This is a genomic window from Acidimicrobiia bacterium (genome assembly GCA_041393965.1).
Lineage (GTDB): Bacteria > Actinomycetota > Acidimicrobiia > Spongiisociales > UBA5794 > UBA5794.
Window position 1 is genome coordinate 673,128 of record JAWKJB010000002.1, and the last position, 12,193, is coordinate 685,320.

The following is a 12,193-nucleotide window of genomic DNA, read 5'->3' on the forward strand; positions in this document are numbered from 1 at the left end:
ACCACAAGTCTCGAGTTCTCATTCCAACCAGATCGAACCAGTGCGCGCCGCACGGCATTCACGGTGCAACGCCGCTAGGTTGGCGGCTGTGAGGGACATCCGAGCGGGTCAGATTCGAACGCTGCTCCTCGTCGGCGCGGCGACGGCCCTTGCGGTGATGGTCGCTGCGTGTGATGGTGGCACGACGGCGGATCCCGGCCAGAACCAAGTCTTCGGCTACGACGACGCGTACAACGAGGCAGTCATCGAGATCGGCCCCGGCGACGAGGTCGAGTGGCTGATGGTTGGCGACAACCCGCACAATGTCTTTGCGGCCGATGGCTCTTGGCAGTCGGACCTCACGATGGAACGAGGCGACCGGTTCAGGCGCACCTTCGACGAGCCTGGCGTCTATCCGTACTTCTGCACCTTCCACGGCGACGCCGAGGGCGGGGGGATGGCTGGCTATGTCATCGTCGGCGATGTCCCGGCATACGAACAGCTCGCTTCGGAGGAATCTCCCGCTGTGGCCGACTGGAGCGGCAACACGATCGCCGTTCCAGCGGACTTTCCGACGATCCAAGAGGCCGTCGACGCTGCTGAAGTCGCCGACCTCATCACCATCGAACCCGGCATCTATCACGAAGCAGTCACGGTTCGGACCCCGTCACTCATCATCCGGGGTGCTGATCGCAACTCCACCATCGTCGATGGCGAATTCGAGTTGTCCAACGGCTTCCATGTGGTCGCAGACGGCGTCGCCATCGAGAACATCACGGCGCGCAACTACCAGGTCAACGGCTTCTACTGGACCGGTGTGACCGGCTACCGGGGGTCGTATCTCACGGCACACAACAACGGCGACTACGGCATCTACGCCTTCGACTCGGTCGATGGACTGTTCAATGAGGTGTACGCATCCGGCAACCGCGACTCGGGCATCTACATCGGCCAGTGCTACCCGTGCAACGCCGTCGTGACGGACTCCGTGTCAGCGGAGAACGGGCTGGCGTATTCGGGAACGAACGCCGGAGGCGAGCTGTACCTGATCAACTCCACCTACGAGAACAACATGGGGGGCATGGCGCCGAACTCCCTCGACTCCGAGCTGTATCCCCCGCATCGCGAGGTGTACATCGGAGGCAATCTCGTCATCAACAACAACAATGCCGACACCCCGACGAAGGGGCTCGCTCGCCTCGCGTGGGGGGAAGGCATCGTTCTTGCCGGTGGTGAGGGTGACCTGGTCGAGAAGAATCTGGTCGTCAATCACGACCGCATCGGGATCGTCACCAATGTGCTTCCTGACAAGAATATCTGGTGGGCGTCTGACAACATCGTCCGCGACAACACGATCGCTGGCACGGGCATTGCCGATCTCGGACTCGTCGGCCCGCTCAGCAAGGGCAACTGCTTCGACGGGAACCTCATGGCCGGATGGGCCGTTCCGCCCCTGGTCGGGCTCTACCACACCTGTGACGGCATCGACATGCCGTTCCAGTTCGATCTCGGCACCCTGTTCTTCCTGATGGGAGCCCAAGCCGATGGCAAAGCCAACACGCCCCGAGGCTCGGACTACCGCACATGGCCCGCACCCGATGCGCAGGCCACGATGCCCGGTGCCGCCACCGCGGTTCCAAAGCCCGCATTCGATGTGTTCGTCAAACCCGACCTCACCGAGATCACCACCCCGGACCTTCCCGAGGGAGTCGAGATACGAGGCAAGGAGATCGTTGTGTCAGGAGTACCCGTAACCGAACCGACCATATGGACCTTCATCCTGACCCTGTGGGGGTACTTCCTGCCTCTCGCCCTCGTCGGTGCTTGGATCGGGCTCGCCATATGGGACATGGTCCGGCGAGAAGACGACATGTCCCGGGGCGCCGTCGTCGGATGGTTCACAGCCATCCTTCTCATCCCGATCCTCGGCGTGATTCTGTACTTCATCTTCGGGAAGTCGACGATTCCGGCATGGCTCCGCGGAGTCGTCGTCGGAGGCGGGACGGCGGCCTACCTCATCGTCCTTGTTGCGATGCTGCTCGTGAGCGGCGCCGTGTAGTGAATCCGGCGCAGCGAACCCGGCCACTCGTCTGGGTGCGTCACAACGCCGCGCTCATCACCATCGTCGCCTGCGGATTGGCGCTCCGTGTGATCTGGCTCCTCGCCGCGCAACCAACCCCGGTCTCCGACTTCCACGCCTACCGGATGCTCGCCGAAGACCTCATCGACCACCGACAGCTCGGCTACCCCGCTCGCACATCGTTCTACCTACCGATGCAGCCGGCATATCTCGCCGTGTGGATGCTTGTGTCGCGGGCGGCGACCTGGTTGGCGCTTGCCCCCATTGTTGCTTCGACGGCGTCGGTCGGCTTGATCTATGCCATCGGACGACGCATCTATGCGACCCGTCAGACGGCGCTGATCGCTGCCGCGCTCTTCGCCTTCGTTCCGATGTTCGTCCTGTTTTCGCCAGTGCTCGCAACTGAGCACCTCTTCGTCCTGCTCATGCTCGCCGCAATGCTCGCCGTCGTGACACTCGGTGACGGACCTCCCTGGCTTGCCGTGGTGGCCGGAGGACTCGCAGGGCTCGCGATGCTGACCCGGGGAGAAGCTGTGTTCTACATCCCGGCGCTTGTCCTGTTCGTCTGGGTCGCATCGGGGATCTCATCCGTCACGGCCCGAATCCGGACAACCCTCCTGATCGGTTTGGGCGTGCTCGTCATCATCGGACCGTGGTATGTCCGCAACGCTCTCGTTGCTGCTCCGGATGCGGGCTTGTCGACCGGAGCTGGCATCAACTTCTACTTCGCGCACAACGATTCGGGAACCTACGGCTGGTACCCCGAGGGGAGTCCACTCGACGGACTCGGTGCCGAGGAAGCCAACCGCCTCGGATGGGAGCTCGGCCTCCGCTATCTGCGCGAGCACCCCCTCTCGCTCGTCGACGACATCGGCTACGGGACCGTGCAACTGGTCCGAACGCCCGACTATGCCTTGTTCTGGAGCACGCAGCAGGTGACGCCGGGCGGGGACCCGCTGAACCCGGAGTCTTTCGAAGACAGGCCCATCTCTTACCGGTGGATGCTCCAAGCAATGCTCGCGCTGCCGGTCTTGCTCGTCCTGGGCCTCGCGGCCCTTGTCGCCTACCGACGCTGGTCCCGATCCCTGATCTGGCTGATCGTCCCGCTGATCGTTTCCACTTGGATGCTGCGTACCGTCGTGTATTGGGCGAAGCCCCGCTACGGGTACTTCCTTCATGTGATGCTCGTGTTCGTTGCAGCCATCACGATCTCGGCACTCGTCGAGGCGAACCGTGGTGCACGAATCGAAGGGACCGGCGCGCAACAGAGGGATGCGGCAGCGGGGATCAGCTGACGCGTTGTTTGAGGCGCGCGAACAGCCAGATGATGGCAACGACGACCAGGATCCCGCCGATCGACATGGCCGCGGCGATGTGCATCACCGTCGAGAGCCCCCACACGATCGGTGGGATCAAGATGATCACGGCCACAACCACGATCCATGTCGGCCATTGCTGTTGCGCCACGAGCCGTCCTTTCGCTGTTGGCTCGCAGCGTACCGCCACCTGTGCGGGTTATGCCGAACCGGAGCGTCCGGCGGCGATGAGGCGGTGATACTCACCGAAGTGCTGGACCGCAAGGTCGCGTGCGCCCGTTCGCTCGTAGATCGACGCAAGGTTGAAGTGGGCGTCAGCGAATGAGGGCTCGGATTCCAGCGCCCTCCGGTAGGCCTTGATCGCCTGACCGACTGCGCCGACATCCTCACTCGCCACCCCCACATTGAACAAGGCAAGCGAGTCGTTCGGATAGGCGTCGACGACCCTGCGGTAGTGGACGAGGGCAGCTGCGGGGTCGCCGCGGCTGTGGAGGAGTCGTCCGAGGTTCAGGTTCGCCTCGGGGTGGCTCGCATCGATCCGGAGGGCGCGCCGATAGGCTTCTTCGGCATCGGCTTCGTTCTCTTCTTCCGCCATGTCCCCATGTATGAACCAGTCGTCTGCCGACCATTCCGAAGCTGTCCGCCCGTCGGATGGCATGCCGATCGCGCGCCTCATCCGGGCGTCGGCGAGCGACACGATGTCTGCTTCGAGGACCTCATCGAAGACCAGTACGGTCTGACCCGACTCCATGTTCCACGACGCATCGTCAGCTCGAGCGACGACCTCGTCGCCAACCACCGACAGCACGACGCCGCTCATGACTCCCCCGTCAGCGCTGGTCGAATCCGATGACTTGACGAGGTCTCGCAGGGCCCTGCGCACCTTGGCCGTTGATGCCCCCGCGGCCATGAGCCGTGCCGCCATGGCCAAGACGGCGACATCCGCAGAACTGAACAGGTATCGGCCGCGTGTTCCATGTTCGACATTGAACACTCCGGCTGTGACAAATCCGCGAATCTGGGACGGTGTCAAGTCGAGCACATCCGCGATCTGACTCGTCGTGAATCGAGAGCCAGCGTCGTCCGTCACTGCTTGCCGGTTGCTCGCTTCTTCGCAGGTGACTTGCCTGTCTTCGCCCGCTTCGCTGGCTTGCGCGCCGCATCGGGGTCTCCGGTGGGCTCACCGAGGCTTGCTTTGAGGGCTTCCATCAAGTCAACGACCTGTGCCTTGTGTTCCTCGGGTGGGGCGATCGTCATCTCATGCCCTGCGACCTTCTGTTCGATTGCCGCAAGGATGTCGTCTGTGACGCTGTCTGCGAACATCTCCGGCTCGAATACATCCGTCGAGATCTGATCGACGATCTGGGTCGCGAGAGCCAGCTCCGCCGAATCCACCGCCGTATCGGGTGTCTCCACCTCGTCGAAGGCCCTGAGTTCGGACTCGTACCGCAGCTGTTGCATGATCAAACCGTCCTCGAACGGCCGAAGCAGGACGAGGTAGTCCTTTCCGCGTGCGGCGTATTTGGCGAGTCCGGCCCGCTCCGTCTTCCGCATGACCTCTGCGAGGAGTGCGTATGGCTTGTCACCGCCCGGACCGGGCCCGAGGTAGTACGCCCGCTCGAAGTAGATCGGGTCGACGGCCGATATCGGAACGAACTGCTTGATGTCGATCGAGTGCGTTGCCTTGAGCTCCATGGCTTTCAGCTCGTCTGGCGTGAAGATCACATACTGATCCTTGGCGAACTCGTAACCCTTGACCAGCTCGTCTCGAGGCACGATCGCGTCGTGGGTCGGACAGTACAGCCGCTGGCGAATGCGCGTGCCGCAGGACTCGTGGATGGAGTTGAACTGGATCTTCGATCCGGACTCCGTCGACGAGAACAGCTGTACCGGGATTGCCACCAGCCCGAAGCTGATTGTCCCAGATGCCATCGGTCGTGCGGCCATGCGAAGAACCACTCTAGATGCTGATTGTCGCTTCGACCACGGTTTTGCATCAAACCGCCTGTCCAGCCCACAGCCCGGCAGTGGGACGGGACCTACCATTGCTTGATGTCGCCAAAGAATGACCGCCTCGCCGAGTACCGCCGCAAACGCGATCCGGACGCGACTCCGGAGCCATTCGGTGATGCGGTCTCCGATGGCCCGCGACGATTCGTCGTCCAGAAGCATGCCGCGTCGCGCCTCCACTACGACCTTCGTCTCGAGTCCGACGGAGTTCTGCTTTCGTGGGCCATCCCGAAGGGACCGTCACTCGACCCAACCGTCAAACGGTTCGCCGCTCGCACCGAGGATCATCCACTCGCCTACGCCGATTTCGAAGGTGTGATCCCGGACGGCGAGTACGGCGCTGGCACGATGATCGTTTGGGATCACGGCCCGATGACCTTCATCGACGGGAAGGGTCACGGTCTCGACCATGGCAAGCTCCTGTTCGACCTCCACGGATACAAGCTCCGCGGTCGTTTCACCCTTGTCAGGACCGCAAGGGGCAGCGACGAGTGGCTCCTGATCAAGAAACCCGATCGGTGGGCGACCGATCAGCAAGACTTCGACGAGACCTCGACGCTTTCTGGCCGCTCACTCGACGATGTCGCCACCGGTGTCTCCGGTGGCGATACGGTTCGCGACAGCCTCGCCCGCTGGGGGGCACCGGTCAAAGAACCACACGGCGGCGTGTTCGAACCCATGCTCGCCGAGGTCGCCAACGAGCCCTTCTCGGATCCGAACTGGGTCTTCGAGATCAAGTACGACGGCTACCGCCTCGTTGCACACAAGAGCGAACACCTTGTGCTCTTGCACTACCGATCGGGGCTCGATGCGACCCAGACCTTCCCGGAGATCGCGGCGGCGGTCGGGGCACTTCCGGTTCGCTCCGCCGTCATCGACGGAGAGGTGGTTGTGCTCGACGACGATGGCCTCCCGTCCTTCGCCGCCCTTCAGCGGAGGGGACGGCTGACCAACCGGCACGATGTTGCCGCAGCAGCGAGCCGTCATCGTGCGACCTACTTCGTGTTCGATCTCCCCCGGTTCGAGGACTGGGACCTCACCCCGCTCCCCCTCACGCAACGCAAAGAAGCGCTGAAGTTGATCGTGCCGACGAGCGGGCCCATCCGATTCGCTGATCATGTTGTCGGGCGCGGAGTCGACCTGTATCACCGTGCAACTTCCATGCACCTCGAGGGCGTCATGGCCAAGCGTGCGGACTCGCCATATCGAAACGGGCGGTCCTCGGACTGGCTCAAACTGCGGATCCAACGCAGCGGCCTGTTCGCGGTGATCGGCATGACTCGATCCAACAGCGGTGATATGGGCGCGCTCCATCTGGCAGCGCACCGGGACGGTTCCCTCGCCTATGCCGGACGGGTCGGCAGCGGGTTCTCTCAGCAACAACGCACCGAGATCGTGCGATCCATCGAGGCCGCCGAACCGCTCGCCACCCACATCCCCGATCTGCCCGACGATGCTGCGTCGGCATGGGTCGAACCGGTTCTTGCCGCGGAGGTTCGCTATACCGAGGTGACCGGCAGCGGGGTGCTTCGCCAACCCGTGTTCGTTCGCATGCACTCCGATTCGGCCCTGAGTGACATTGCCGACCTCTCATCCGGACGCTCCGCGAGAATCGACGCGGACCCCGACACGGACCCCAACGGGTCGGTTCCGGTGCCACAGGCAGCCATGACGAACCGCGAGAAGGTGTTCTGGCCCGATTCCGGCCACACAAAAGGTGACCTGCTCGACTACTACGACCGTGTTGCAGACCATCTCCTCCCCTATCTCGCTGATCGACCCCTCGTGACGGTGCGATATCCCGACGGTATCGAAGGGAAGTCGTTCTACCAGAAGAGTGCACCAGACTTCGCGCCTGATTGGATCCGGACCGAATGGATCGGATCGTCCGACGACGAACGCGGCAACAACTACTTCGTCTGCGAGTCGCGAGACGCCCTTCGCTACATCGTGAACCTGGGAGCCATCCCCCTCCACATCTGGGCATCGCGGGTCGCGACCATCGGCCGGCCGGACTGGTGTGTGCTCGATCTTGACCCGAAACGAGCCCCGTTTTCGGCGGTGGTGGCGATCGCAAGGGCGATCAAGGACCTCACCGACTCAATCGCGCTCCCAAGCTGTGTCAAGACGAGCGGGCAATCCGGCCTCCATGTGTTGATCCCCATGGGGGCCGCCTACGGATACGAACAGCAGCGCCTTCTCGGGGAGTTGATCGCACGCATCATCGAGAACGAACACGACACGATCGCAACCACGACCCGCAACCCGGCGGCTCGCGGCGACCGCGTCTACATCGACCATGTGCAGAACGGCCGCGGCAAGCTCATCGCTGCTCCCTACGCAGTCAGACCCGTGCCGGGGGCAACCGTGTCGATGCCGCTGCGTTGGGCCGAGGTCACCCCGACGCTCGATCCGGCACGGTTCACGATCAAGTCTGCGGTGCGGCGCCTCGCACAGATGCGCGACGACCCGCTGCGGCCGGTGCTGACCGAAACTCCCGACCTCGCGACAGCACTCAGCGCCCTCGCAGCGCTTGTGGAGAAGCCCCAATCGGTCCGGCGCGATCGTTGACGCCGATCGTTCCCGGGTGTGGTTGCCGAACAGCGGTGATCCGAGTCAGGCCGGCGTTGTGACCTGGGAGTCCGCGGCGAATTCGTAGTCAGGGAAGTGGCATGCAGCCGGATGACCATGGCCGCGATCGATGAGCTCCGGTTCCTCGTCTGCGCACTTCTGCTGTGCTTTCCAGCATCTGGTGCGGAACCGACAGCCCGAGGGCGGGTTCGTTGGGCTCGGGACATCGCCTTCGAGCATGATGCGCTTGCGGTCCTCTCGTCCGGTCGGGTCGGGAACCGGAACCGCCGACAGCAGCGCCTGGGTGTATGGATGTGCGGTTCGGTCGTAGACATCGAACTCGCCACCGGTCTCGACGATCTTGCCGAGGTACATGACGGCAACCCGGTCGACGATGTGGCGCACGACGGCGAGATCGTGGGCGATGAACAGGTACGAGACCCCGAATTCTTTCTGGATGTCCTTCAACAGATTGACAACCTGGGCCTGCACCGAGACATCGAGCGCCGATACGGGTTCGTCGCAGATGATCGTCTTGGGATTCATGGCAAGGGCTCGTGCGACGCCGATTCGTTGCCGTTGCCCGCCCGAGAACTGATGGGGATACCGGGACACATTGTTCGGATTCAGCCCGACGATCTCGAGCAGTTCCTTCGTGCGGTCCTTCCGCTGGTTCTTCGGAAGCCCACCGTGGATGCTCCACGGTTCGGCGATGATGTCACCAACGGTCATCCGGGGATTCAGCGACGCGTACGGGTCCTGGAAGATCACCGTGATCTCGCTGCGAAGGTCGCGCAGCTCGGATCTCGACATCTTGAAGATGTCTTTCCCGTCGAAGTAGGCCTCGCCCGAGGTCGGTTCTTCGAGCCTGAGAATCGTCCTCGCGGTGGTGGTCTTCCCGCAGCCGGATTCCCCGACGAGACCGAGGGACTCCCCCGGATAGAGATCGAACGAGACATCGTCGACGGCCTGCACGACGCCGACGGTCTTCTTGAAGACGATGCCTTTGGTCACATTGAAATACTTCCTGAGGTTGCGAACCCTGAGGATCGGTTCGTCGGATCGGTGCTCAGGTGCCACGCTGGATGTCCTCCCAGTAGAAACACGCAGATTCGTGATCCTCGGCGACGACATCGAGCGGCGGGACCGACTCGGCACAGTTCGGCTGTGCGTACTTGCATCGCGGATGGAACACACACCCCGACGGGATGTTGAGCAGATCCGGTGGCGAACCCGGGATCGGTGTGAGTCGTTCGACATGAACATCAGGTCGCGCGATCGAGTCCATGAGCCCGAGCGTGTACGGATGCGCGGGACGGTGGAAGATCTCGTCGATGGAGCCGCGTTCCATGCGCCGACCGGCATACATCACGGTCACCCGATCGGCGACCTCTGCCACAACGGCGAGGTCGTGGGTGATCAGGATCAACCCCATGCCGGTGTCCTGCTGCAGCTCGTTGAGGAGCTCCATGATCTGGCTCTGCACGGTCACATCGAGGGCGGTGGTCGGCTCGTCGGCGATGATGACATCGGGATCGAGGGACAACGCCATGGCGATCATGACGCGCTGGCGCATCCCGCCGGAGAACTCGTGCGGGTACGAGTTGACGCGCTCAGCCGCGGAGGGAATCTTGACGCGGTCCATCATCTCGATCGCCCGCTGCTTCGCGTCCTTGCGTGACAGCCCCTCGTGGATGCGGAACATCTCACCGATCTGCCAACCGACGGTGAAGACCGGGTTGAGCGCTGTCAAAGCGTCCTGGAACACCATTGCAATGCGTGTTCCCCGCACCTCCGGTACGACATGGGCGAGGGCCTTGGTCTTGCGATGGGCGGCGAAGAGGTCGACGCCTCGGAACTTGACACTGCCCTTGGTGACATAGCCGGGTGGTGTGTCGAGGATCCCCATCACGGCCTGGGCACTCACGCTTTTCCCCGAGCCCGACTCGCCGAGGATCGCAAGGGTCTCCTGCTGGTGCAAGGTGTATGACAAGCCGTTCACAGCCTTGACGATGCCGTCTTCGATCCGGAACTCGACATGCAGGTCCTCGACCTCCAACAGGGGTGCGTCGGGATCGAGGGGTCGTCCTGCGAGAGTCTCCTGGCGGATCTTCGGCTTCTTGGGTGCGGTCGTCGTCATCAGCGGAGTTTCGGGTCGAGGGCATCACGAAGAGCGTCACCCATCAGGATGAACGAAAACACGGTCACCGACAGGAAGATGCCGGGGAAGACGAGCAGGTACGGAGCGGTGATGATGCGCTGCTGTGCGGTGCTGATCATCAGACCCCACGAGATCGCTGGCAACTGCAACCCGACGCCGAGGAAGGACAGTGCTGCTTCCGCGGCGATGATGACGCCGATGTTGATCGCAGCCACGATGATCACCGGTGCGATCGCGTTGGGGAGCACATGCCGGACGATGATGCGGGTGTTCCCTGCGCCCATTGCGCGCGCGGCATCCACATAGTCGTTGGCTTTGACGGCGAGCACCGACGATCGTACGAGGCGGAGCATCGTCGCCCACCCGAGCACAATCAGGACGAGGCTCACTTGCGGAATCCCGCGGCTCTGCGTGAGCGAAAGGATCACGATGCCGCCCAGGATGGTCGGGATCACGAACCAGATGTCGGTGATGCGACCGATGATGGAGTCGACAGCTCCGCCGTAGTAGCCAGCGATCGAACCACCGATGATCGCGATGATTGTCGAGAAGAACACAACGACGATACCGATGGTGATCGACACCCGGGTTCCGTAGATGGTCCTCGAGTAGTAGTCGCATCCCTGGAGGTCCGTGCCGAACCAATGCTCGGAGCTCGGCCGCAGGAGCGAGTCGATGAGCTTGCAGTCCCTCGGGTCATGTGTCGCGAAGACGCTGGGAAAGAGCGAGATGATGACGAGAAGGATGATCATCACGGCGGAGATCACGAAGATGGGGCGCCGCCTGAGCTGCCGCCACGCGTCACCCCACAGGCTCGCGTCGCGTGGTATGTCGGCAAGGCCGACATCGAGTCCCGGCGTTTGGCGGATGGGCTGATCGCGATCGGTTTCGGCCTTCTCTGCTTGTGCCCTGACCGGATCTCGGCTCGCCCGGGCCTTCGCCTCATCGGCATACAGGTGTGGGGCTCCGTCGGCCTCCGGTGTGCTGGTCGCGTCGTCCCTGATGTCACTCATACCTGATCCTCGGGTCGAGGACGCCGTAGAGCACATCGACGAGCAGGTTCGCCACGAGGTACACGATCACGAGGAAGGTCGCGATGCCGATCACCACCGTCCCCTCTTGGGAACGGGTCGCATCGAAGACCGCGCGCCCGAGACCCGGGAGATTGAAGATGGTTTCGGTGATGATGGCGCCACCCATGAGCGCGCCGAGGTCGACTGCAAGATAAGTGGCGACGGGGATGAGTGAGTTCCGAAGGGTATGAATGCCGATGACCCGTTTCGGGCTGAGGCCCTTGGCCTTTGCGGTGCGCACATAGTCTGCGCGCGTGTTCTCGACGAGGCTGGTTCGGGCCAAGCGGGCGATGTACGCAAGCGAGAGCGACGCGAGCACCATTGCGGGAAGAAGCAGGCTCTGGATGCCATGCCGGTATCCGGAGATGGGGAACCACCCCAGTTTCAACCCGAACACGATCTGCGCGATGAAGCCAAGGACGAAGACCGGGATGGCAATCACGATGAGCGTTGAGACCAGCACGAGCGAATCGAAGAATCTCCCTTTGCGGACACCTGCCACAACACCGGCAACGAGGCCGATCACCAACTCGAATGCGAAGGCGAGGAGGGCGAGTCGCACGGTGACCGGCAGCGCGGTCTTCATGATGTCAGAGACGGGTCGACCTCGGAAGTCGGTGCCGAAGTCACCCCTCATCACATTGGTGATATAGATGGCGTACTGCTGATAGAAGGGCTTGTCGAGGTTGTAGCGCTCCTGGAGCGCCTCGATGACCGCCGGCTCGAGGGGCTTGTCGCCGGATAGCGCACGAATCGGATCGCCGGGCATGAGGAATACCAACGCGAAGAGGAGGAAGGTTGCGCCGAAGAACACGGGGATGAACTGGAGCACTCTGCGTATGAGGTATCGACCCAAACCGTGCCCTTCCTGTGCCGGCGCGTGCGCACGGGGACTCTAGCGGGTTCAGATACCGGATGACAGATTCCAGGTATCAGAGGACAGATGCCAGATGCCAGATGCCAGATGACTGACAACTGATGACCGATGACTGACAACTGACAA

At 62.7% G+C, this 12,193-nt stretch carries 10 protein-coding genes; 3 read left to right on the forward strand and 7 right to left on the reverse strand.

From position 1 onward, the window contains the following. The first annotated feature begins 88 nt into the window (after positions 1 to 88). Positions 89 to 2,038 (forward strand): PLDc N-terminal domain-containing protein, encoded by a 1,950-nt coding sequence (locus tag R2823_08185; GenBank protein MEZ5176166.1) that lies wholly within the window; start codon positions 89 to 91, stop codon positions 2,036 to 2,038. A 35-nt stretch (positions 2,039 to 2,073) separates the two neighbouring features. After that, positions 2,074 to 3,354, forward strand: coding sequence for a glycosyltransferase family 39 protein (locus tag R2823_08190; protein ID MEZ5176167.1), 1,281 nt, complete (start codon positions 2,074 to 2,076; stop codon positions 3,352 to 3,354). Here R2823_08190 and R2823_08195 read toward each other — a convergent pair. Genes R2823_08195 through R2823_08205 form a run of 3 tightly spaced genes read right to left on the reverse strand, consistent with a single transcriptional unit; the run spans position 3,347 to position 5,322 of the window. After that, positions 3,347 to 3,526, reverse strand: coding sequence for a hypothetical protein (locus R2823_08195; GenBank protein MEZ5176168.1), 180 nt, complete (start codon positions 3,524 to 3,526; stop codon positions 3,347 to 3,349). The genes R2823_08190 and R2823_08195 overlap by 8 nt on opposite strands. A 48-nt stretch (positions 3,527 to 3,574) precedes the next feature. After that, a complete protein-coding gene (locus R2823_08200) occupies positions 3,575 to 4,465 on the reverse strand; it encodes a tetratricopeptide repeat protein (GenBank protein MEZ5176169.1) in 891 nt (296 codons plus the stop codon). Continuing rightward, positions 4,462 to 5,322, reverse strand: a complete 861-nt coding sequence (locus R2823_08205) for a Ku protein (GenBank protein MEZ5176170.1) — start codon at positions 5,320 to 5,322, stop codon at positions 4,462 to 4,464. The genes R2823_08200 and R2823_08205 overlap by 4 nt, the downstream gene beginning before the upstream one ends. A 105-nt stretch (positions 5,323 to 5,427) precedes the next feature. Between R2823_08205 and ligD the strand changes: the two genes are divergently transcribed. Further along, positions 5,428 to 7,956 (forward strand): DNA ligase D, encoded by a 2,529-nt coding sequence (gene ligD, locus R2823_08210; protein MEZ5176171.1) that lies wholly within the window; start codon positions 5,428 to 5,430, stop codon positions 7,954 to 7,956. A gap of 45 nt (positions 7,957 to 8,001) precedes the next feature. Here the strand turns inward: ligD and R2823_08215 are convergent, their stop codons facing one another. Genes R2823_08215 through R2823_08230 form a run of 4 tightly spaced genes read right to left on the reverse strand, consistent with a single transcriptional unit; the run spans position 8,002 to position 12,046 of the window. After that, the gene (locus R2823_08215) at positions 8,002 to 9,036 is read right to left on the reverse strand and encodes a dipeptide ABC transporter ATP-binding protein (protein MEZ5176172.1); all 1,035 of its coding nucleotides are present in this window, start codon (positions 9,034 to 9,036) and stop codon (positions 8,002 to 8,004) included. Further along, positions 9,026 to 10,096 (reverse strand): ABC transporter ATP-binding protein, encoded by a 1,071-nt coding sequence (locus R2823_08220; GenBank protein MEZ5176173.1) that lies wholly within the window; start codon positions 10,094 to 10,096, stop codon positions 9,026 to 9,028. The genes R2823_08215 and R2823_08220 overlap by 11 nt, the downstream gene beginning before the upstream one ends. Further along, complete coding sequence (locus tag R2823_08225; protein MEZ5176174.1) at positions 10,096 to 11,130, reverse strand: ABC transporter permease; 1,035 nt, start codon at positions 11,128 to 11,130, stop codon at positions 10,096 to 10,098. The genes R2823_08220 and R2823_08225 overlap by 1 nt, the downstream gene beginning before the upstream one ends. Further along, the gene (locus R2823_08230) at positions 11,123 to 12,046 is read right to left on the reverse strand and encodes an ABC transporter permease (protein ID MEZ5176175.1); all 924 of its coding nucleotides are present in this window, start codon (positions 12,044 to 12,046) and stop codon (positions 11,123 to 11,125) included. The genes R2823_08225 and R2823_08230 overlap by 8 nt, the downstream gene beginning before the upstream one ends. Positions 12,047 to 12,193: the final 147 nt, after the last annotated feature.

Bases quoted from the DNA above. Each gene is read 5' to 3' on its own strand.
- R2823_08220 (MEZ5176173.1), bottom strand. From the start codon at position 10,096: ATGACGACGACCGCACCCAAGAAGCCGAAGATCCGCCAGGAGACTCTC.
- R2823_08205 (MEZ5176170.1), bottom strand. From the start codon at position 5,322: ATGGCCGCACGACCGATGGCATCTGGGACAATCAGCTTCGGGCTGGTG.
- ligD (MEZ5176171.1), top strand. From the start codon at position 5,428: ATGTCGCCAAAGAATGACCGCCTCGCCGAGTACCGCCGCAAACGCGAT.
- R2823_08225 (MEZ5176174.1), bottom strand. From the start codon at position 11,130: ATGAGTGACATCAGGGACGACGCGACCAGCACACCGGAGGCCGACGGA.